Below are 20807 nucleotides of genomic sequence, written 5' to 3' on the forward strand. Positions count from 1 at the left end.
CGCCGTGGACGCGTTGGTCCATGTGGAGACGGAGTCTGGCTCCGTTCGGCGATGAGAGGAGGGGTTCCCTTGCCGCACCTCGGCACGGAGACCGGCTCACGGACGACCGCGGCGCACCCCATGACCGCACCACCCGCCGCACCCGCACCCGTACACCCACAGCCCGCACCTGTCGGCGAACCGTGCGATCTCGTCACGGTCCCCGCCCGCCAGGGCCTGGAGGCCGTGGACATCCTGCGCCGCGGCGCCGATCAGGAGGCCATGGGCCCGGTCCTCCACGACGGCGCCTGCCACACCCTCGGTTTCCTGGTGCCGCCCGGGACCGCCGACGCCTGGGACGTACCGGGCAGTGCCTGTACGCGGACGAACGGCCGCGGGCTCCGTATCCCCGCCGAGCCCCCCGTCTCCGGCAGCGGCTGGCTGCTGCCGCCCGCCGCCGACGCACCGGTCACCGATCCCGCCGTGCTCCGGGAGGCCCTCGGTCAGGCGGCCCGGCTGATCGAGGCGGCCGACAACTGCCGGTGAGCCCATAATGGCCGGACGGCCGGATTCCCCGGCGCCGCCGGTGAAGTGCCGGCCCGGTACGTATGAGGCAGGGCGAGCGAGCGTGGCACGTCGAGGAGCGTCGGCAGGAGGCGCGAGCCCCCGGAAGCGGTCCGACCGCAAGCGGGAGCCCCTCGCCGCCGAGGTGGACGGCGGCCGCGCCGAGCTCGTACCCGACCGCGAGCGGCCGCGCGGCTGGACCCTGCTGCTGGACGACGCCCCGCAGTCGCACGTGGACCTGGACGACCCCTCGTACCTGTCCTTCGAGTACCAGCGCCGGATCGGTCACATGATCGATCTCGCCGCGCCCCCACAGCAGCCCCTTCAGGTGGTGCACCTGGGCGGAGGGGCGTTCACGCTCGCCCGATACGTCGCCGCGACCCGCCCCCGCTCCACCCAGCAGATCGTCGAGGTCGACGCCGCGCTCGTCCAACTGGTGCGCCGGGAGCTGCCGCTGGACCCGCAGGCCCGGATACGCGTCCGCTCCACCGACGCCCGCGCCGGACTCGGCAGGATCCAGGACGGCTGGGCCGACCTCGTCATCGCGGACGTCTTCAGCGGCGCCCGTACCCCCGCCCACCTCACCTCCACGGAGTTCCTCGCCGAGGTGCGCCGCGTGCTGAAGCCCGGCGGACAGTACGTCGCCAACCTCGCCGACGGGCCGCCGCTGACCCATCTCCGCGGCCAGATCGCCACCGCCGCGACCCTCTTCCCCGAACTGGCGCTCGCCGCCGACCCGACCGTGTGGCGCGGCCGGCGCTTCGGCAACGCCGTGCTGCTCGCCTCGGATCTGCCGCTCGCCGTCGCGGAACTCACCCGCCGCGTCGCGACCGACCCGCACCCCGGCCGCGTCGAACGCGGCAGGGCGCTCGCGGACTTCACCGGCGGCGCCGCCGCCGTCACGGACGAGGGCGCCAAGCCGTCCCCGGCGCCGCCGCCCTCCACGTTCAGCTAGGAAGCGCGGCCAGGCCCTTACGGATCGACGATCTGCACCAGCGGAGGATGGCCGGAGGTGGTGTTCGTCCACACCCGCATCGACCAGCCCTGGGCCGGCGTCGCCGACACCAGCTTCGCCGAGCTGCCGCCCAGCTCGAACACCACCCGCCCGCCGTCCGTGCGGTAGCTCTTCACCTCGCCCGACGCGGCCGAGGCCGCCGAGGAGCGCGCGGGTGCCGGGCTGAGAACGGCTTTCCCGTGGACCCGTTCGGCCTCGGCGAGCAGGCCCAGTTCGATGTAGTACGCCGCCCGCTTCGGGTCCTCGGAGACCTTCATGTGGACGCCCTCCAGCAGAAGTTCGAAGCGCCGCCGCACGATCGCGCGGATAAGTGCTTGTACTTCTGGCCCTCGAAGAGTGCCAGTTCGGAGTGGTCAATCGGTACATAGGGGCGAAATCAACAGGAGTGGGGCACGGCGGCACCCTCGTTCCGCCGTGCCCCGGTCCGTGGCGGCCTCAGCAGGTCGGCGCCTTGGGAAGGATTCCTGTCCTCGCCAGCTCGCCGTACCAGTGGGCGCTGGCCTTGGGCGTGCGTGTCTGGGAAGGGTAGTCGACGTGGACGATGCCGAAGCGCTTGCCGTAGCCGTACGCCCACTCGAAGTTGTCCATCAGCGACCAGAGGAAGTAGCCGCGCACATCGGCCCCGTCCGCGATCGCCCGGTGGACCGCCGACAGATGCCCGTGCAGATAACGGATGCGCTCCACGTCCTGCACCACACCGTCGTCCCCCTGCTTGTCGGGGTACGCCGCACCGTTCTCCGTGATCATCAGAGGCATACCGGGCGCCTCCTTGGTGTACCGCATGAGCAGGTCGTGCAGCCCGGACGGGTCGATCGACCAGCCCATCTCGGTCTGCTCGCCGGGCGGCTGGTGGAAGGCCACCTGCTCCGAACCGGGCCACGGCGAGGACTCGCTCGCCCCGTGCGCGTGGCTGCGGGGGCTCTCCGCGTCACTGCCGTCCGAGACGACCGCGGGCGTGTAGTAGTTGATGCCCAGCGAGTCCAGCGGCTGGTTGATCGCCGCCAGGTCGCCCGGCTCCACGAACGACCAGTCCGTCAGCCGCGCGGTGTCCTCGAACAGATCCTGCGGGTAAGAGCCCTTGAGTACCGGGTCCGAGAAGACCCGGTTCGCCAGCGCGTCGATCCGGCGCGCGGCGTCCAGGTCCTGCGGGGACCGGGTCCGGGGCCGCACCACACTCGGGTTGAGGCTCAGCGAGACCTGCGCGCGGGCGGGCAGCGCCGCCCGCAGCGCCTGCGTGCCCAGACCGTGCGCCAGATTCAGGTGATGGGCGGCACGCAGCGCGGCGACCGGCTCCGTTCGGCCCGGAGCGTGCACCCCGGAGCCGTAACCGAGGAAGGCGCTGCACCAGGGCTCGTTCAGCGTCGTCCACAGCTCCACCCGGTCGCCGAGCGCCTCCGCGACGATGCCCGCGTACTCGGCGAAGCGCACGGAGGTCTCCCGCGACGTCCAGCCGCCGGCGTTCTCCAGCTCCTGCGGGAGGTCCCAGTGGTAGAGCGTGAGCATCGGCCTCACGCCCCGCTCCAGCAGCTCGTCGACCAGGAGCCGGTAGAAGTCCAGACCCCGCTGGACGGCGGGACCCCGCCCGGTGGGCTGGACCCGGGACCACGAGACCGAGAAGCGGTACGCGTTCACCCCGAGGTCCGCGATGAGCTGCACGTCCTCCGTGCGGCGGTGGTAGTGGTCGGTGGCGACGTCGGCGTGGTCGCCGCCCTCCGTCTTGCCCGGTGTGTGGCTGAAGGTGTCCCAGATGGAGGGGGTGCGGCCGTCCTCCCGTACCGCGCCCTCGATCTGATGGGCGGAGGTCGCGGTGCCCCAGAGGAAACCGGGCGGAAAGTGTGCGGACATGAAGAGCCTCCGTGAGTGTCCTGAGTGTCCTGGGCGTCCTGGGAGAGGAGAGCGTCCTGGGAGAGGGAAAGAGGGCGCGGGGGATCAGCCCTTGACGGCGCCCTGCATGATGCCGCCGACGATCTGCTTGCCGAAGAGCACGAAGACGGCCAGCAGCGGCAGCGTGCCGAGCAGCGCGCCCGCCATGATCACCGACTGGTCGGGGATGTACCCGCGGCCCAGCCCGGTGAGCGCCACCTGGACGGTGGGACTGCCGTTCTGGGTCAGCGCGATGATCGGCCAGAAGAAGTCGTTCCAGGCCATGACGAACGTGAGCATCCCGAGCACCGCCATCGCCGGCCGTGCGGCCGGGAAGACCACGTGCCACACGATGCGCATACTGCTGGCCCCGTCGACCCGGGCCGCCTCGATCAGTTCGGTGGGCAGCGCCCCGATCAGGTACTGCCGCATGAAGAACACCCCGAAGGCGCTCACCAGAGTCGGCAGGATGACCGCCTGCAGCTGATCGGTCCACTGGAGCTTGGCGACCATCATGTACAGCGGTACGACGCTGAGCTGCGGCGGCACCATCATCGTGCCGATGACCAGCAGCAGCAGGATGTTCTTGAAGCGGAAGCGGAGCTTGGCGAAGGCGAAGCCCGCCAGGGTGGAGAAGACGACCGTGCCGACGGTGATGGAACCGGCCACGATCGCCGTGTTCAGCAGGGCCGTGCCCATGTTGGCGTCGGTCCAGGCGATCTCCAGGTTCTTGAAGAGATTGCCGCCGAACCAGAACGGCGGCGGATTCTGCGCCAGCCGGTGGTTGTCGCGGGACGCCGCGATCGCCGTCCACACGAGGGGGAAGAGCGAGATCACCGTGAAGACGATGAGTACCGCGTAGGTGAACTTGCCGCCGTGCAGGTGCTTGCCGGCGCGAGCCTTGCCGCGCCGCCCCTTCCGTGGGGCCGGCGGTGCCTGCGGCGCCACCCGGTCGGCCGGAGTCAGGGTTGTCATCGTGTCGCCCCTCATGAGCTCTTGCGCAGACGACGGCCTACCAGCCAGTTGACGGCGCCGATCAGCAGAAGGATCAGGAACATCGTCCAGGCGATGGCCGAGGCCCGTCCGAGGTGGAGATTGACCCAGCCCTGCTCGTACAGATAGAGACCGAGCGTCTGGAACTGGTGGTTGGCCCCGCCGGAGGCGCCGCCACCCCGATTGAAGAGGAGCGGCTCACCGAAGAGCTGGGTCGCACCGATCGTCGACACCACGACGGTGAACAGGATCGTCGGCCGCAGCGACGGGATCGTCACATGGACGAACTGCTGCCAGCGGGTGGCGCCGTCCAGCGCCGCCGACTCGTAGAGATCGTTCGGAATCGCCTGCATCGCCGCCAGGTAGATCAGCGCGTTGTAGCCGGTCCACCGCCAGACGACGATCGTCGACACGGCGAGCTGCGAGGTCCACTTGCCGTTCTCCCAGTCCACCGGGCCGAAACCGACCTGACCCAGCGCCCAGTTGATCATCCCGATGTCACGGCCGAAGAGCATCACGAACACGAGCGTCGCCGCGGCCACACTCGTCGCGTACGGCGTGAGGATCGCGACCCGGAAGAACATCGAGCCGCGCAGCTTGTAGTTGAGCAGATGCGCGATGCCGAGGGCGATCAGCAGCTGTGGAACCGTGGAAAGGACCCCGATGGTCAGGGTGTTGCGCAGCGCGTTCCAGAAGAACTCGTCCTCCATCAGCCTGGAGAAGTTGCGCAGGCCGATCCATTCCATGTCGTTCGGGGCGGTCAGCTCCACCTGGTGGAGCGACGCCCACCCCGTGTACAGCAGCGGGAACAGGCCGAAGGCCAGGAAGAAGACGAAGAACGGAGCCACGAAGGCGTACGGACTCCACTTCAGGTCCCACCGGTAGAGCCGTCTACGCCGCTCGCTGCGCACCGGACCCGATGAGCCGCCGCCCACGCGGCGCGGGGCCGCGCCCCCCTCGGAGAGGGGCGCGGCCGTGCCGGACTTACTTGTCGTACCGCTCACCGGAGGTCACTTCTCCAGGGCGTTGTCGATCGACTTCACCGCGGCGTTCCAGCCGTCCTCGGACGAGACGCCCTTCTGGTCGACCTGGAGCATGCCGACATCGGCCAGGTTCTGGGCGATGATCAGGTCCTTCGGGCCGACGATGGTCACCGGGATGCCCTTGGCGGCGTCGGAGAAGATCTTGCCGATCGGGGCGTCGTTGACGTACGGGTCCTTGGCGTCGGCGACCTCGGGAAGCGAGAACGCGGCCTGCGCGCTCGGGAAGCTGCCCCGCTTGGCGAAGAACGTGGCCTGCTGCTCGGGGGCGGTCAGCCAGGCGACGAGCTTGGCGGCCTCCTCCTTGTTCTTGCCGGCCTCGGGCACGGTCAGGAAGGACCCGCCCCAGTTGCTGGCCTTGGGCGCGGCGGCGACGTCCCACTTGCCCTCGGTCTTCTCGGCTCCCTTGTCCTTGATGTAGCCGATCATCCACGGCGGGCAGGAGATGGTGGCGAAGGTGCCGTTCACGATGGCCTGGTCCCAGGAGGGCTGGAACTGCTGGAGCTTGGCCGTCAGACCGAGATCGGCCGCCTTCGCGGCGACGTCCCAGGCGTCCTTGACCGCCGGGTTGGTCTTGTAGACGACCTTCCCGTCCTTGTCGTAGTAGCGCTCGGCCGAGCCACCCTGTACGGCTGCCATCAGCCCGGAGGCGGAGTCGATGAACGCGGTGCCCTTGGGCGCCTTCGCCTTGTACTTCTCGCCCGCGGCGAGGAACTTCTGCCAGTCGCCTGCCCACAGCGCGCCGACTTCCTCGCGGTCCGTGGGAAGCCCGGCCTTCTCGAAGAGGTCCTTGCGGTAGCAGATGCCCTGGGGGCCGATGTCCGTACCGAGCGCGACCGTCTTACCGCTCTTGTCCGTGCCCTGCGACCACTTCCACTCCAGGAAGTTCTCCTTCTTCACCCCGGCGGTCTTGCCCAGGTCCATGAGCTTGCCCGACTGCGTCTGGGCGATCTCGGCGATGTTGTTGACCTCGATCGCCTGGATGTCGGCGAGACCACTGCCCGAGGCGAGGTGTGTGAGCAGCTGCGGGTAGTAGTTCTCGTTCCGCTCGATCGAGGTCTGCTCGATGTTGATCTCGGGGTGGAGCTTCATGTACGCGTCGTACAGCCCCGCCTCCTTGAGACCGAAGGCACCGAACACGCCGACGGTGATCGTCGTCTTGCCCTTGCCGCCGCCCTTGGTGGCGCTGGAGTCCGGGTCTCCGGAGTCCTCGGCGCAGCCGGCCAGCAGTCCGGCGCCGAGGGCGGCGACGGCTGCGATGACCACGGCTCTGCGGAGCGTGCGGCGGGGCGGTGGTGCGGTCGTTCCCCGGGTGAAGACAGAAGTGCGCATTGCGGCCTCCTAGTGCCCTGTACGTGCCCTCCCCGGCCCAACTGCGCGAACGCGTCCGTACGTTGTTTCGCGCTGTGGCCCAGGTGAGGGACGTGCGGGATATTTATGTGTCAGGTACGGTGGGAGCGCTCCCATACGTGATGTGTTGAAGGGTTGCGGCTCGCCGGGAGGGTGTCAAGGGACCGGACGGCGAGACTTGTTTCAGTTATCGGCTTGTGAGAAATTTTCGACGACTGGGAGGGGCAGCCATGACTGTTCGTGGAAAGCAGGGGCGGCGGCCCACACTCGAGGAGGTCGCGGCGAAGGCAGGCGTCGGCCGGGGGACGGTGTCCCGGGTGATCAACGGCTCACCGCGCGTGAGCGACAGCACCCGGGCCACGGTCGAGGCGGCGGTGAACGAACTGGGTTACGTGCCCAACCGTGCCGCCCGCGCCCTGGCGGGCAACCGCACGGACGCCATCGCCCTGGTCGTGCCCGAGCCGGAGACCCGGTTCTTCGCCGAGCCGTACTTCTCCGACATCGTGCGCGGTGTCGGAGCGGCGCTCGCCGATACCGAGATGCAGCTGCTGCTCACCCTCGCGGGCAACGACCGCGAGCGCCGCAGGCTGGCCCAGTATCTGACCGCGCACCGCGTGGACGGCGTCCTGCTGGTCTCCGTGCACGCGGATGATCCACTGCCGGATTTGCTGGAGCAGCTGGGCATGCCCTGTGTGATCAGCGGACGCAGGCACGCCGCCGAACCCCTGGCGTCGGTCGACTCCGACAACTTCGAGGGCGGCCGCTCGGCCGTCAATCACCTCATATCCCGTGGTCGCCGCTCCATCGCCACCATCACGGGCCGGCTCGACGTGTACGGCGCCCAGCGCCGTCTCGACGGCTACCGCGAGGCCGTCGCCGCCGCGGGCATGGCCCCCGACGAGCGGCTGATCGCCCCTGCGGACTTCACCGAGGAGGGCGGCGCCCGCGCGATGCGGGAGCTCCTCGCCCGCTGCCCCGAGGTCGACGCGGTCTTCATCGCCTCCGACGTGATGGCGGCGGGCGCCCGCCAGGTGCTCCGGGAGGCCGGCCGACGGGTCCCGGACGACATCGCCATGATCGGCTTCGACGACTCGGCGGTCGCCCGTCACATGGACCCGCCGCTCACGAGCGTCCGGCAGCCCACCGAGGAGATGGGCCGCACGATGACCCGCGTCCTGCTCCAGGAGATCGCGGGGCGCTCCGACGACCGCCCGCGCATCGTGCTGCCCACGGAGCTGGTCGTGCGCGACTCGTCCTGATCGCCGGGACAACGGGAAGGGCCCCGGTCCGAAGACCGGGGCCCTTCCTTCAGGGTGAGTAACGGGACTTGAACCCGCGACATCCTGGACCACAACCAGGTGCTCTGCCAGCTGAGCTATACCCACCATGTCGCCCGGTCGCTTTTCCGACCGGCCGAGAAAAAGTGTACAGGGTCCGAGAGGGTGCTCGCGCCCCCGTTGTTCTCGCCCCGCCCACGGGCCCCGAAAGGCCCGTGACCAGGGTCGTCGTACTACTCCGCCGGAGCCGCGAAGCGCGCCGCGATCTCCTTGGCGCGTACCGAGTCGGGGCCGGGCTGCGGCACGAAGACCGCCTCCCGGTAGTAGCGGAGCTCCGTGATCGAATCGCGGATGTCCGCCAGTGCCCGGTGGTTGCCGTTCTTCGCCGGACTGTTGAAGTACGCCTTCGGGTACCAGCGGCGTGCCAGTTCCTTGACCGAGGACACATCGACGATCCGGTAGTGGAGGTAACCCTCCAGCGACGGCATGTCCCGAAGGAGGAAGCCCCGGTCGGTACCGACCGAGTTTCCGCAGAGCGGGGCCTTGGCGGGCTCCTTCACGTGTTCGCGCACGTAGGCCATGACCTGCTCCTCGGCGGCTTCCAGGGTTGTTCCCCCTGCCAGCTCGTCGAGGAGCCCCGAGGCGGTGTGCATCTGCCGCACCACCTCGGGCATGGTCACCAGGGCCGCGTCCGGCGGGCGGATCACGATGTCCACCCCTTCGCCGAGCACGTTCAGCTCCGAGTCGGTGACCAGCGCGGCCACCTCGATGAGTGCGTCGTCCGTCAGCGAGAGCCCGGTCATCTCGCAGTCGATCCACACCATACGGTCGTTCATGTGCCCCACCCTACGGGGCGTGGCGCTGCCCCGGCAGGGCCGGGCGTCCCGGGGCGTACGCGTCCGGGCCCGGTTTGAGGTGCTCCGTCGAACCGCCGGAGCCCGCGGTGACCGGGGCGGGCCCGGCCGGTGCGGGGCGCCTGCCTGAGACCGTCCCCTGGGCGGGCACGACCGGGTTGAGCACCGTGGTGATGCTCTCCAGCCCCCCGCCCTGCGGACGGCGGGCCCGGTACGCGGCCCGGTAGGCGGCCGGGGACGAACCCAGCTGGCGGCGGAAGTGCCCGCGCAGCGCGACCGGGGAGCGGAAGCCGCAGCGGCCCGCGACCTCGTCGACCGAGAAGTCGGAGGTCTCCAGCAGCCGCTGCGCCTGCAGCACCCGCTGGGTGATGAGCCACTGGAGCGGTGCGCTTCCGGTGAGCGAGCGGAATCTCCGGTCGAAGGTCCGCCTGCTCATGTAGGCGCGCGCGGCCAGCGTCTCCACGTCGAACTGCTCGTGGAGATGCTCCAGTGCCCAGGCCACCACCTCGGCGAGCGGGTCGGAGCCGATCTCCTCCGGCAGCGACCTGTCGAGGTAGCGCTCCTGACCGCCGCTGCGGCGCGGCGGCACGACGAGCCGGCGGGCGAGTGCCCCGGCGGCCTCCGTGCCGTGGTCCGTGCGGACGATGTGCAGGCAGAGGTCGATTCCGGCGGCCGTGCCGGCGGAGGTGAGCACATCACCGTCGTCGACGAAGAGCTCACGCGGATCGACGTGCACCGACGGATAGCGCTTGGCCAGCGTCGGTGCGTACATCCAGTGTGTCGTCGCCGGGCGGCCGTCCAGCAGGCCGGCCGCGGCGAGGACGAAGGCCCCGGTGCAGAGTCCGACGATGCGTGCGCCCTCCTCGTGGGCACGGCGCAGCGCGTCCAACGCCTCTGCGGGCGGTGGCGATGTGATGGACCGCCAGGCGGGCACCACGACGGTGCCTGCCCTGCTGATCGCCTCCAGGCCGTACGGCGTGCTGAGTTCGAGCCCACCCGTGGTGCGCAGTGGTCCCTCTTCGCCCCCGCAGACGAGCAGTCGGTAGCGGGGAACTCCCGCGTCCTGCCGGTCGATTCCGAAAACGGAGAGCGGGATGGAGCTCTCGAAGATAGGTCCGCCGCTGAATAGCAGTACGGCTACGACTTCCCGGCGTCGCCGCCCGGTCAGCTTCCGTGCGGCCTCCGTTGCGGTGGCGGAGTCCTGGCTCATGACGCTAACGAGTTCCCCCGCGATTGATCGGGGCGAGGCCGTGACATGACGAGGGCCGCGCGGGTTCTTCGAGTGTGATCAAGAAGTGGGCCCGCGCGGCCTTGTCTCATCCTGCCTTCTGCGGCGTGAGCCGCCAACACTTCGGCGAGTTGCTCGACGAGCTCGAACCCAGGTGGGAGTCACGGTGCGAGGGCGAACGCCATGACCGGCGCGGGCGGGACCGCCGTCGGCAGGCCGGGGCGGGACCGAAGTACGAACTCGCCTTCCGCGACCGGCTGGTGATCACTCTGGCCTACCTGCGCACCGGCCTGCCCCAAGATGCCCTCGCCGTGGTCTACGACGTCGGCTCCTCGACCATCGGCAGGGCGATCCAGGAGATCAGGCCCCTGCTCGCGGCCCGCGGCTTCGCCGTCCCCGACCGGCCCGGCCTGCGCTTGCGCACACTGGAGGATGTGTTCGCCTACGCGCAGGCCGAGAACATCGAGCTGCGGCTCGATGGTGCGGAGACCCAGGTCCGCCGCCCGCAGGCCGGCCGCCCCGGGCGCCGGGCGTTCATCTCGGGCAAGCGCAGGCAGAACACCATCAAGACCACCACGTTCAGCGACGGCCAGGGCCGCCTGCTCTACTCCGGGGCGGAACGGCCCGGCCGGATGCACGACCAGACCGCCGTGCGCACCGAGGGCATCGCCGAGCAGTTCAGGACCCGTCCCGGCGTGAAGGCGAAGGTCGACTCCGGCTACCAGGGCCTGGCCAAGGAGTTCCCCGACCAGGTCACCGCGCCGCCGAAGAAACCGAAGGAGGACGCCTGCGACGGCGACAAATACGCCTGGCGCGAGGCGAGGCGACGACAGTCCTCAGCCCGGATCTGCGTCGAGCACACCAACGCCGAACTGCGCCAATGGGCCCCACTACGACGGTTCACCGGACGACGCGAAACCTTCCCCGAGACCCAGCAGGCCATCGCAGCCCTGATCTCCGACCGCGCCGCCAAGCGGCCCACCCACCGCGAACACAGCACCGCGCTCGTCCTCTCCCGCGACACCGCCTGCTGATCACCCACCAGCCGAACCGCCAGGCCAGCACGCCACGAACTCAATCGCGGGTGAGGTCGTAAGCCCCCCTCGGTGTTCGCGTCTCCCTGGTCCTTACGGGCCTGTCGCTCCTGCACGTTTCCCCTCGGTCTCGCACGAGTCCGCAGACTTCGTCCCATGATCGAATCTACTGCGTCCCGTAGTGCCGCAGTGACACGTTCTCCCACCGGCACTATGTCGACAAGGCAACTTGGCGCGAAGCTGTCGATCACGAAGCGTTCCACTCGTGAGGCGCACAGGGAAGTGCGCCTCACGATCTTGGCCCGTCCCCGTTGGGTGAAAGCGTACCGCGCGGTCTATTCCTGCCTGGTGGCATGTGGGTTGGCCGGGTGGAACACCAAGAGTCGGACGCCGCAGTGAAGTTGGCTGAAAAGCAGCGGTTGCGTGCGCGGGATCCAGTCACACCCGGCGCACCCCCCTTCGGTCACCGGCCGCCCCGGTGCGCCCCGTCGGTCTCGCGTGCGGTCTCGCGTGCGGTCTTGCGTGCGGTCTTGCGTGCGGGCGAGGCGATGTGGACCGGAGCGGCCGCGCGGGCGGCGTCGTGTGCGGACCGGCGCGGCAGCGGCAGCCGGCAGGCCGCCGTGACGGCGGCGAGCCCGAGGGCCCAGGACACGGCGCTGCCGAACCGGGTCCCGTACACCGTGAAGGCGGCGGCGACGAGCAGACAGCAGAACGGGCCCCAGCGGACGGCCTCCGGCGACGCGGCGGTGGCAGGCTCGACGAGGGGGGTGCCGGCGGTCGGGTCGGCCGGAGCGGCCGGGGGTGCGGACGCGGCTACGGGCACGGTTTCTGCTCCCTGGAAGGGTGGGGTGGATCGGCGTGACGGTCGGGCTGACGCCGGAGTGGCGGCCCGGTCACTGCCTGCCGCGGTGCGCCCGCCGGACAGCCGCGCGGAAGGGGGAGCGGGAGGGCGGAGGAGAGGCGGAGGGGGGCGGCCGGCCGGGCAAGGCTCGGTGTAGGACACAACCGGCATTGCCATACGTCTCCGCCTGGGGCATGCTCCCTGCAACGTCGCACGCGCTGTGCGGGGATCCGGGCTGTGGAGGAGTGGCGCCGTACCCTTGGGGGTATGGGGCTGGGAAGATGATTCCCGGACACACCTTTGCCACCTTGATACACCGCCCGAAGCCGCTCCCTCCACATGAGGACTCTCTTCGCCGAGACACCGATGGCCGGTCACGAAATCCCTGAACCCGCAGACCGCAAGCAGGTGGCCGACCCACTGTCGGAGCCGCTGCCGGTCGAAGAAACACGTCATTCCTGCGATCCGGCCTTCCGGCACGGGGTCGTGGTCGGTTTCGACGGATCGACGTCCAGTGAACGGGCCCTCGCGTACGCCATCGGCATGGCTTCGCGCTCCGGTTCCGGACTGATCATCGTCCATGTCGCCAATCGGCTGCCGACCACCGTCTGGGCGGGCTGCGAGCCTCCGGTCTTCGTCGACGTGCCCGATCACCGCACCGAGGTCCTCGGTCTTGAGCTGGCCTGCGCGGACTATCTCTGCGATGTGCCGTGGGTGCTCGTCGAGCGCGGCGGGGACATCTGCCACGAGCTGGAGGAGGTCGGCCGCGAGTATTCCGCGGACGCCATCGTCGTCGGCTCCACGCACGGCATCGTCGGCCGGATCTTCGGCTCGGTCGCGGGCCGGCTGGCGCGCCGGGCCCGGCGCCCGGTGATCGTCATCCCCTGACCCGCCCGGGCAGGTGTCCGGCGCCGGATGGACGGCGAGCGGCCCCGCAGCCACGGTGACGTGGTCGCGGGGCCGCTGCGCGCGTGCTCCCGGTGCCGTTCTCCGGCTCCCGGTACGGCTACTCGACCGTGACGGACTTCGCCAGGTTGCGCGGCTTGTCGATGTCGCGGCCCATGGCCAGCGCCGTGTGGTACGCGAAGAGCTGGAGCGGGATGCCCATCAGGATGGGGTCCAGCTCGTTCTCGTTCTTCGGGACGACGATGGTGTGGTCCGCCCGCTCCTGCTCGCGGTGGGCGATGGCGAGGATCCGGCCGCTGCGGGCCTTGATCTCCTCCAGGGCGGCGCGGTTCTTCTCCAGCAGGTCGTCGTCCGGGACGATCGCGACGGTGGGGAGCGCCGGCTCGATGAGCGCCAGCGGCCCGTGCTTCAGCTCGGACGCCGGGTACGCCTCGGCGTGGATGTAGGAGATCTCCTTGAGCTTCAGGGAGGCCTCCAGCGCCACGGGGTAGCCCCGCACCCGGCCGATGAACATCATCGACTGGGCGCCCGCGTACACCTCCGCCAGCTTCTTGATCTCCGCCTCGGTCTCCAGGATGCGCCCGATCTGCTCGGGGAGCTTGCGCAGACCGTCGATGATCCGCTTGCCGTCGGCGACCGACAGGTCGCGGATGCGGCCGAGGTGCAGGGCGAGCAGCGCGAAGGCGACGACCGTGTTGGTGAAGCACTTGGTGGAGACGACGCAGACCTCGGGGCCCGCGTGGACGTACATGCCGCCGTCGGCCTCGCGGGCGATCGCCGAGCCGACCACGTTCACGACGCCGAGGACGCGTGCGCCCTTGCGCTTGAGCTCCTGGACGGCGGCCAGCACGTCGTACGTCTCACCGGACTGGGAGACGGCGACGTACAGCGTGTCGGGGTCGACGACCGGGTTGCGGTAACGGAACTCGGAGGCCGGCTCGGCGTCCGCGGGGATGCGGGCCAGCTCCTCGATGAGGCCGGCGCCGATCAGGCCCGCGTGGTACGAGGTGCCGCAGCCCAGGATCTTGATCCGGCGCACTCCGCGGGCCTCGCGGGCGTCCAGGTTGAGGCCGCCCAGGTGCACGGTGGAGAAGCGGTCGTCGATGCGGCCGCGCAGCACGCGGTCCACGGCGTCGGCCTGCTCGGAGATCTCCTTGTGCATGTACGTGTCGTGGCCGCCCATGTCGTACGACTCGGCCTCCCACTCCACGGTCGTGGGCGTGGCCGTCGTGGTCGAGCCCTCCGTGGTGTACGTGCGGAAGTCCTCGGCCTTGAGGGTGGCCATCTCGCCGTCGTCGAGGGTGACGATCTGGCGGGTGTGTGCGACGAGGGCCGCCACGTCGGAGGCGACGAACATCTCCTTCTCGCCGATGCCGAGGACGACCGGGGAGCCGTTGCGCGCGACGACGATGCGGTCGTTGAAGTCGGCGTGCATGACGGCGATGCCGTACGTGCCCTCGACGTGGCGCAGGGCCTCGCGGACCTTCTCCTCCAGGGTGTCCGCCTGCGAGCGGGCGACCAGGTGGACCAGCACCTCCGTGTCGGTCTCGGAGAGGAAGACGGTGCCGTCGGCGACGAGCTTCGCACGGAGCTCGGTGGCGTTGTCGATGATGCCGTTGTGGACGACGGCGACCTTGTGGTCGGCGTCCAGGTGGGGGTGGGCGTTCTCGTCGCTCGGCGCGCCGTGGGTGGCCCAGCGGGTGTGGGCGATGCCGGTGGTGCCGGCGAAGCGCTTGGGGACGCGGGACTCCAGCTCACGGACCCGGCCCTTGGCCTTGACCATCTTCAGGGTGCCGGGCTTGCCTGCCGCCGTCTTGCTGGTGACGACGAGGCCGGCCGAGTCGTAACCCCGGTACTCCAGCCGCTGCAGTCCCTCCAGCAGCAGCGGTGCCACATCACGCTTGCCGATATAACCGACGATTCCGCACATAGAAGTCTTGCCCCTCCATCGACGTACCAGTGAGTGCTCAGCCGTAGACGATGCGGCGCAACTGCCGGAGCGAGAGCTCCGGCGGTGCGACCGCGCGGTGCGGCAGCTCGGCCGCGATCCGTTCGAAGATCTCCGTGTTCACCAGGCCGCCGGACTGCAGTTCGCGGTGGCGGCGGCGGACGAAGTCGTCGGTCGTCTCGTCGAAGTACGCCAGCACGTCAAGGATCACCCGGCCTGCTTCGCCGCGCTGGAGCGCGGTGCTGCGCACCAGGTGGTCGATGAGGTCGTCATGCGACGATCGGCGTTCGAGCACTCGTTGATATTGCGTGGTGGGGAGGCATTATGCAAGAAATCTGCCCGATATCGGGCAGGCTGCGGAGTGAAATGAGCTTCGGTCGCCGGACGGGCTGAAATCACGCCCCTCCGGCGACGCGCCGCAGCTCTACAGACCCGCGATCGGGTTCTTGAGCGTGCCGATCAGCTGCAGGGCGCCCGACGGGTCCGTCAGGTCGACCATCTGCTTGTTGTCGCGCAGCTGCAGTCGGTTCAGGCAGGACAGCGCGAACTCGTCCGTGAACATGTCGTACCGCTCGAACTTGTCCGCGAGGTGGGGCACCGACTCCTGGTAGCCGCTCACGCACTCCGCGACCGTCCGCCAGAACGTGTCCTCGTCGAGGACGCCCTCCGCGGCCAGGCCTGCGCCCAGGAACCGGAAGAAGCAGTCGAAGACGTCGGTGAAGACCGACAGCAGCTTCATGTCCTCGGGGACCTCGGCGCGGATGCGCTCGACCTGGGGCGGCAGAACCGCGTCCGGGTCCATGACCGCGATCTCCTCGGCGATGTCCTTGAAGACCGTGCGGCGTACGGCCCCGTCCTCGATGACCAGGATGACGTTCTCGCCGTGCGGCATGAACACCAGGTCGTACGCGTAGAAGCTGTGCAGCACCGGGACGAGGTAGGCGTCCAGGTAGCCGCGCAGCCACTCCGCCGGCTCCAGGCCCGACTCGGCGATCAGCACGCCCGCGACGGACGTCCCCTCGTGGTCGGTGTGGAGCAGTGAGGCCATCGTGGCGACGCGCTCGCCGGGTGCCAGGTCCGGGACGGGGCTCTCGCGCCAGAGCGCGGCCAGCATCTTCAGATACGGGGAGCCCTTGGCGGTCGCCGACTCGTACGCCCGGTGGTGGTAGCCGACGGCCGCCCGCTCCCGGATGATCGAGAACCGGGCCCGGCGCAGCAGCTCGTCACGCTCGACGAGTCCCGCGAGCCAGTCGTTGATCGCGGGCGTCGCCTCCATGTACGCGGCCGAGAGCCCGCGCATGAATCCCATGTTGAGGACGGAGAGCGCCGTCTTCACGTAGTGCTTGCCGGGGTGGTCGGTGTTGAAGAACGTACGGATCGACTGCTGGGCGAGGTAGGCGTCGTCGCCCTCGCCCAGGCAGACCAGGTGCCGCTGCGCGAGCTCTCCGGCGAAGGTGACGGACAGCTTGTTCCACCACTGCCAGGGGTGCACCGGGATGAGGAAGTAGTCGTCGAGGTCCAGGCCGAGACCGCTCATCGTGGCGCCGAACCGGCCGAGGGTCTCCTCGCTCAGTTCCCCGGCGATCAGTGTCCCGTAGTCGAGACCGGCGCCCGCGGTGAACGTGGCGCGGTCGCGGCGGGCGGCGAGCCACACCAGCCGGATCTCCGCCGCGGTCTCGGGGGCGTACGCGCGGTACTCGTCCACGCCGAAGCCGAGGCGCCCGTTGTTGGCGACGAAGCAGGGGTGGCCCTCGGTCATCCCGGTCTCGATCGCCTGGAAGCCCGCGGAAACGAGCTGGGCGGAGGTGGCCGGTTCCTTGGTGAGTTTGTACGCGGTTCCGGCCAGCGTGGAGGAGATCTCCTCCAGGTAGACCGGCAGGATCTCCGCGGAGAGCCCCAGGGGCGAGCGCAGCTCGATGAAGAAGTCCAGCGCGTCCAGAGGGAGTTCGCCGCCGTGCCGGTGGCGGGTGATGGAGTCCGCGTCGACCTGCCAGTGGTCGAGTGCGAAGCGCCGTGCGGTGAAGCGGTACTCGGTCTCCGCGTCGTCGCTGCGGACCGAGTAGCGGTCGTCACCGAGCGGGGCGGGCGTGAGCAGACGTTCGTGGGCGAACTCGGCGAGACCCTTGCGGATCAGCAGCCGGGTGGCGGTGGCCCAGCGCTCGGGGGAGAGGTGGGCGACGCTGTCGGTGAGGGCCGGCATCAGGAGGGACCTCCGGTCGTGGCCTGGAACTGTTCACGGGTGCACGCGCTGAGCAGCGCGGTCTTCTCCGGCTTGGTGATCTCGCGGAGGATCTCGAAGCCGACGGCCTTGTTCAGCGCGTGCACCGCGCCGTTGCGGACGTCGGGCTCCACGACGACACGGAGCACCGAGGGGTCGGCGAACAGTTCCTTCATGACGGCCGTGATCACGGCGAGCGTGAAGCCGTGCAGCGGGGTGTCCGTGGGGGCGACCAGGAAGTGCATCCCGATGTCACCCGGCTCGGCCTCGTACAGCCCCTTGAGCTCGACCTCGGCCGGGTCGTAGCGCTCCATGAGGAAGGCGGGCTCACCGTCGTGCAGCCCGATGAACGCGTCGTGGTGCGGGTGGGAGGCGATCGCCATGTACTCGCGCTCGACGTCCTGGAGCCGGGCGTCGCCCATCATCCAGAACGACGCCTTGGGGTGGGTGACCCAGCTGTGCACCAGCTCCGCGTCGGACAGGGGGTCCAGCGGGCGGACGGTGAAGGTGCCGATGGTCCGGCTCATATCGCGAACTCCTGGAAGGCGATGGACTTCTCGACCGGGTAGTGCTCACGGCCGAGCAGTTCACCGATGATGTACGCGTTGCGGTACGCACCCATGCCCAGGTCGGGCGAGGTGATCGAATGGGTGTGCGTGCCCGCGTTCTGGAGGAAAACGCCGCGTCCGGTGCTGTCGATGCTGTAGTTGCGGGCCACGTCGAAGCGGCCCCGGCTGTCGTGTCTCAGTCGGTCGGTGATCGGCTCCAGGAAGGCCGGAGGGGTGTACCTGTATCCGGTGGCGAGGATCAGCCCGTGCGTGGTCAGGGAGTAGTCCTCACCCTGCTCCTCCTGGCGCAGACCCAGGGTGTACGTACCCGACACCTCGTCGTAACTCGCGCTGTTCAAAGCCGAGTTGGTGAGCAGACGGGTGGGTACGGGGCCCGGCAGGTTCTTCTGGTAGAGCAGGTCGAAGATGGAGTCGATGAGCTCGCCGTCGATCCCCTTGAAGAGACCCTTCTGGCTGGACTCCAGCCGGTAGCGGGCGTCCTCGGGCAGGGCGTGGAAGTAGTCCACGTACTCCGGCGACGTCATCTCCAGCGTCAGTTTGGTGTACTCCAGGGGGAAGAACCTCGGGGAGCGCGTCACCCAGTTGAGCCGGTAGCCGTGCACATCGATCTCGGAGAGCAGGTCGTAGTAGATCTCCGCCGCGCTCTGGCCGCTGCCGACGAGGGTGATGGACTCCTTCGCCTGGAGCGCCGCTTTCCCCTCCAGGTAACGGGAGTTGTGCAGCAGGTCGCCGCCCAGTCCCTGGCACGCCTCCGGGATGTATGGCGGGGTGCCGGTGCCCAGCACCAGGTGGCGGGCGCGGAAGACGCCGTCGGCGGTGCGCACGGTGTAGAGCGCGTCGCTCTCCTCGTACGTAACCGACCGGACGGTCTGGTTGAAGCGGATGCTGCTCAGTTTCGCGGCGGCCCAGCGGCAGTAGTCGTTGTACTCGGTCCGCAGGGGATAGAAGTTCTCGCGGATGTAGAAGGCGTACAGCCGGCCGCGTTCCTTGAGGTAGTTCAGGAAGGAGTACGGCGATGTCGGGTCGGCCATCGTCACGAGGTCCGACATGAACGGCGTCTGGAGGTGGGCCCCTTCGAGAAACATACCGGCGTGCCATTCGAAGTCCGGCTTGGACTCCAGGAAGACGCCGTTCAGCTCGTCGATCGGCTCGGTGAGGCACGCGAGCCCGAGGTTGAACGGTCCGAGGCCGATCCCGATGAAGTCGTGGGGGTCAGGAAGCGCGGTCAAGGGATTCTCCCAGGTACTGCTCGGCGTGGCCCGAGATCAGGTCGAGGACCGCGGTGATGTCCTGCGCGGTCGTTTCAGGGTTGAGCAGGGTGAACTTGAGGTACTGGCGGTCGCCGACCTTCGTGCCGGCGACTACGGCCTCGCCGGAGGCGAACAGGGCCTTGCGGGCGTGGAGATTGGCCCGGTCGATCTCGGCGGGTGCGGTGACGGACGCCGGGATGTAGCGGAACACCAGGGTGGAGAGCTGCGGCTCGACGACGACGTCGAACCGCGGGTCGGCGGCGAGGAGCCGCCAGCCCTCGGCGGCCAGGCCGCAGACCTCGTCGAAGAGCTCGCCCACGCCGTCCGCACCCATGATGCGCAGCGTCATCCAGAGCTTCAGCGCGTCGAATCTTCGGGTGGTCTGGAGGGACTTGTCCACCTGGTTGGGGATACGTTCCTGCGTCATCCGCTGCGGGTTGAGGTACTCCGCGTGGTACGTGGCGTGGCGCAGCGTCGCTCGGTCGCGGACCAGCACGGCCGAGGAACTGACCGGCTGGAAGAAGGACTTGTGGTAGTCCACGGTGACCGAGTCGGCCAGCGCGATGCCGTCGAGGAGGTGGCGGCGCGTGCGCGAGGCCAGCAGCCCGCAGCCGTAGGCGGCGTCCACGTGCATCCAGGTGGAGAAGCGCTCGCAGAGGGCGGCGATCTCGGGGAGCGGGTCGATGGAGCCGAAGTCGGTGGTTCCCCCGGTGGCGACGACCGCCATCGGCACGGAGCCTTCGGCGACGCACTGCTCCAGGGCGCGGGCCAGGGCGACGGTCTGCATGCGCTTGTTGCTGTCGACGGGGACGGACACGACGGAGTCGGGTCCGAGGCCGAGGAGTTTCGCGGACTTCTGGACACTGAAGTGGCTGCACTCGGAGGCGAAGATCCGCAGCCGGGTGTAGTGCTCGGGACGGGACTTGGCCTCATCGCGGGCCAGTAGGAGCGCTTGCAGGTTCGACTGCGTACCGCCGCTGGTGAAGATGCCGTCGGCGGCGGGGCCGAGGCCGATCCGCTCGGTGGTCCAGTCGATCAGCTTCCGCTCGATGAGCGTGCCGCCCCCGCTCTGGTCCCAGGTGTCCAGGGAGGAGTTGATGGCCGAGAGCACGGCCTCGCCGAGGACGGCGGGGATGACGACCGGGCAGTTGAGGTGCCCCAGATAGCGCGGGTGGTGGAAGTAGACGGCGTCGCGGAGGTAGACGTCCTCGAGTTCGTCGAGAGCGGCCGAGGCGTCCCCGAGGGGCCGGTCCAGGTCTATCGCGTCGATGACGGGTGCCAGGTCACCGACGCCAATGCCGCTGAACGGCCGGTCGGTGGCGGCGAGTTTGGCCGCGACCCGTTCGACTCCCGCGGTGACGGAGCGACGGTAGTGCTCTGCGGTCGAGTCGTTGAGCAGGTGCGAACGCATGACTGGGGTCCTCCCGGGTGAGGGGAACTTCATCGAAACCCTCCGGGCAGGAGAAAAGGGGACGAGGGCGCGATGTTGAAGTAAGGGTAGCCTAACCTAAGTTTTGACGCAGGCCTCCCCCGCTCCCCACGGAGTCCGGAAGTTGACCGGTTTACGCGTCTTCGGTGGCGTCTTCGGCGGCGGCGGCGTCTTCGGCGGTGGTTTCCGCGCGCAGCAGGTCCTCGCTGAGGCCGCGGCGCCAGTAGCCGACGAAGGTGACCCGCTTGCGCCGGAACGGGGCGGGCCCCGTTGGTGTGGCGAACCCGGCATCGGTGGTCCGAAGGAAGGTTAGCCTACCCTTTTCTCGCTCCGGGGACCCGCTCCGGGGACCCGCTCCGGGTCAGCTGTGAGCGGGCGCCCCTGCCGGATTCCGGAACGGTCGGGTCCGGAGGCGAAGAGTGCCTTACGAGTGCATTGCCCCTTCTGTG

18 protein-coding genes, 1 tRNA gene and 1 pseudogene are annotated in these 20807 nt (G+C 69.4%); 5 read left to right on the forward strand and 15 right to left on the reverse strand.

What is annotated here, in order from left to right; genetic code table 11:
* Positions 1–120: 120 nt before the first annotated feature.
* Both F0344_RS23260 and F0344_RS23265 read left to right on the forward strand, forming a co-directional pair.
* Positions 121–525: a hypothetical protein gene (locus tag F0344_RS23260; protein WP_374940165.1), complete on the forward strand. Its 405-nt coding sequence runs from the start codon at positions 121–123 to the stop codon at positions 523–525.
* Positions 526–607: 82 nt separating this feature from the next.
* Positions 608–1498, forward strand: coding sequence for a spermidine synthase (locus tag F0344_RS23265; protein ID WP_258050066.1), 891 nt, complete (start codon positions 608–610; stop codon positions 1496–1498).
* A 233-nt stretch (positions 1499–1731) separates the two neighbouring features.
* On the opposite strand, the pseudogene F0344_RS36870 reads toward F0344_RS23265, so the two are convergent.
* The 5 genes and pseudogenes from F0344_RS36870 to F0344_RS23290 form a co-directional block, all read right to left on the reverse strand.
* Positions 1732–1895, reverse strand: a pseudogene (locus F0344_RS36870) (aspartate 4-decarboxylase); the annotation flags it as partial.
* Positions 1896–1993: 98 nt separating this feature from the next.
* Positions 1994–3403, reverse strand: coding sequence for a GH1 family beta-glucosidase (locus F0344_RS23275; protein WP_185300644.1), 1410 nt, complete (start codon positions 3401–3403; stop codon positions 1994–1996).
* Between the two features lie 84 nt (positions 3404–3487).
* Entirely contained in the window at positions 3488–4396 is a 909-nt protein-coding gene (locus tag F0344_RS23280) for a carbohydrate ABC transporter permease (protein WP_185300645.1), read from the reverse strand.
* 11 nt (positions 4397–4407) lie between these two features.
* Positions 4408–5418 carry a carbohydrate ABC transporter permease gene (locus tag F0344_RS23285; RefSeq protein ID WP_185300646.1) on the reverse strand — a complete coding sequence of 337 codons (1011 nt, stop codon included), beginning with the start codon at positions 5416–5418 and terminating at the stop codon, positions 4408–4410.
* Between the two features lie 6 nt (positions 5419–5424).
* Entirely contained in the window at positions 5425–6786 is a 1362-nt protein-coding gene (locus F0344_RS23290; RefSeq protein WP_185300647.1) for an ABC transporter substrate-binding protein, read from the reverse strand.
* Positions 6787–7034: 248 nt separating this feature from the next.
* On the opposite strand from F0344_RS23290, the gene F0344_RS23295 reads away from it, so the two are divergent.
* Positions 7035–8063, forward strand: coding sequence for a LacI family DNA-binding transcriptional regulator (locus F0344_RS23295; RefSeq protein WP_185300648.1), 1029 nt, complete (start codon positions 7035–7037; stop codon positions 8061–8063).
* Between the two features lie 53 nt (positions 8064–8116).
* Here F0344_RS23295 and F0344_RS23300 read toward each other — a convergent pair.
* The 3 genes from F0344_RS23300 to F0344_RS23310 form a co-directional block, all read right to left on the reverse strand.
* Positions 8117–8189, reverse strand: a tRNA-His gene (locus tag F0344_RS23300).
* Between the two features lie 125 nt (positions 8190–8314).
* Positions 8315–8917 carry an oligoribonuclease gene (gene orn, locus F0344_RS23305; protein ID WP_185300649.1) on the reverse strand — a complete coding sequence of 201 codons (603 nt, stop codon included), beginning with the start codon at positions 8915–8917 and terminating at the stop codon, positions 8315–8317.
* 10 nt (positions 8918–8927) lie between these two features.
* Positions 8928–10145 carry a helix-turn-helix domain-containing protein gene (locus F0344_RS23310; RefSeq protein WP_185300650.1) on the reverse strand — a complete coding sequence of 406 codons (1218 nt, stop codon included), beginning with the start codon at positions 10143–10145 and terminating at the stop codon, positions 8928–8930.
* Positions 10146–10270: 125 nt separating this feature from the next.
* Here F0344_RS23310 and F0344_RS23315 point away from each other — a divergent pair, with 125 nt between their 5' ends.
* Positions 10271–11197, forward strand: coding sequence for a transposase (locus F0344_RS23315; RefSeq protein ID WP_258049958.1), 927 nt, complete (start codon positions 10271–10273; stop codon positions 11195–11197).
* 463 nt (positions 11198–11660) lie between these two features.
* On the opposite strand, the gene F0344_RS23320 is transcribed toward F0344_RS23315, so the two are convergent.
* Positions 11661–12020, reverse strand: coding sequence for a hypothetical protein (locus F0344_RS23320; RefSeq protein WP_185300651.1), 360 nt, complete (start codon positions 12018–12020; stop codon positions 11661–11663).
* A 384-nt stretch (positions 12021–12404) separates the two neighbouring features.
* Here F0344_RS23320 and F0344_RS23325 point away from each other — a divergent pair, with 384 nt between their 5' ends.
* On the forward strand, positions 12405–12926 hold the full coding sequence (locus tag F0344_RS23325; protein WP_185302847.1) for a universal stress protein: 522 nt from the start codon (positions 12405–12407) through the stop codon (positions 12924–12926).
* 118 nt (positions 12927–13044) lie between these two features.
* On the opposite strand, the gene glmS is transcribed toward F0344_RS23325, so the two are convergent.
* The 6 genes from glmS to F0344_RS23355 form a co-directional block, all read right to left on the reverse strand.
* Complete coding sequence (gene glmS / locus F0344_RS23330; protein ID WP_185300652.1) at positions 13045–14874, reverse strand: glutamine--fructose-6-phosphate transaminase (isomerizing); 1830 nt, start codon at positions 14872–14874, stop codon at positions 13045–13047.
* A 37-nt stretch (positions 14875–14911) separates the two neighbouring features.
* Entirely contained in the window at positions 14912–15187 is a 276-nt protein-coding gene (locus F0344_RS23335; protein ID WP_185300653.1) for a hypothetical protein, read from the reverse strand.
* Positions 15188–15316: 129 nt separating this feature from the next.
* Complete coding sequence (locus F0344_RS23340) at positions 15317–17095, reverse strand: IucA/IucC family protein (protein WP_308461010.1); 1779 nt, start codon at positions 17093–17095, stop codon at positions 15317–15319.
* The gene (locus tag F0344_RS23345; RefSeq protein ID WP_185300655.1) at positions 17092–17637 is read right to left on the reverse strand and encodes a GNAT family N-acetyltransferase; all 546 of its coding nucleotides are present in this window, start codon (positions 17635–17637) and stop codon (positions 17092–17094) included. Before F0344_RS23345 ends, F0344_RS23340 begins: the two co-directional genes overlap by 4 nt.
* On the reverse strand, positions 17634–18908 hold the full coding sequence (locus F0344_RS23350; protein ID WP_185300656.1) for a lysine N(6)-hydroxylase/L-ornithine N(5)-oxygenase family protein: 1275 nt from the start codon (positions 18906–18908) through the stop codon (positions 17634–17636). The genes F0344_RS23345 and F0344_RS23350 overlap by 4 nt, the downstream gene beginning before the upstream one ends.
* Positions 18892–20340: a pyridoxal phosphate-dependent decarboxylase family protein gene (locus F0344_RS23355; protein WP_185300657.1), complete on the reverse strand. Its 1449-nt coding sequence runs from the start codon at positions 20338–20340 to the stop codon at positions 18892–18894. The genes F0344_RS23350 and F0344_RS23355 overlap by 17 nt, the downstream gene beginning before the upstream one ends.
* Between the last annotated feature and the right edge of the window lie 467 nt (positions 20341–20807).

Source organism: Streptomyces finlayi, from assembly GCF_014216315.1.
GTDB classification, from domain to species: Bacteria; Actinomycetota; Actinomycetes; order Streptomycetales; family Streptomycetaceae; genus Streptomyces; species Streptomyces finlayi_A.

Bases quoted from the DNA above. Each gene is read 5' to 3' on its own strand.
- F0344_RS23260 (WP_374940165.1), top strand. From the start codon at position 121: ATGACCGCACCACCCGCCGCACCCGCACCCGTACACCCACAGCCCGCA.
- F0344_RS23275 (WP_185300644.1), bottom strand. From the start codon at position 3,403: ATGTCCGCACACTTTCCGCCCGGTTTCCTCTGGGGCACCGCGACCTCC.
- F0344_RS23280 (WP_185300645.1), bottom strand. From the start codon at position 4,396: ATGACAACCCTGACTCCGGCCGACCGGGTGGCGCCGCAGGCACCGCCG.
- F0344_RS23290 (WP_185300647.1), bottom strand. From the start codon at position 6,786: ATGCGCACTTCTGTCTTCACCCGGGGAACGACCGCACCACCGCCCCGC.
- F0344_RS23295 (WP_185300648.1), top strand. From the start codon at position 7,035: ATGACTGTTCGTGGAAAGCAGGGGCGGCGGCCCACACTCGAGGAGGTC.
- orn (WP_185300649.1), bottom strand. From the start codon at position 8,917: ATGAACGACCGTATGGTGTGGATCGACTGCGAGATGACCGGGCTCTCG.
- F0344_RS23310 (WP_185300650.1), bottom strand. From the start codon at position 10,145: ATGAGCCAGGACTCCGCCACCGCAACGGAGGCCGCACGGAAGCTGACC.
- F0344_RS23325 (WP_185302847.1), top strand. From the start codon at position 12,405: ATGGCCGGTCACGAAATCCCTGAACCCGCAGACCGCAAGCAGGTGGCC.
- glmS (WP_185300652.1), bottom strand. From the start codon at position 14,874: ATGTGCGGAATCGTCGGTTATATCGGCAAGCGTGATGTGGCACCGCTG.
- F0344_RS23345 (WP_185300655.1), bottom strand. From the start codon at position 17,637: ATGAGCCGGACCATCGGCACCTTCACCGTCCGCCCGCTGGACCCCCTG.
- F0344_RS23355 (WP_185300657.1), bottom strand. From the start codon at position 20,340: ATGCGTTCGCACCTGCTCAACGACTCGACCGCAGAGCACTACCGTCGC.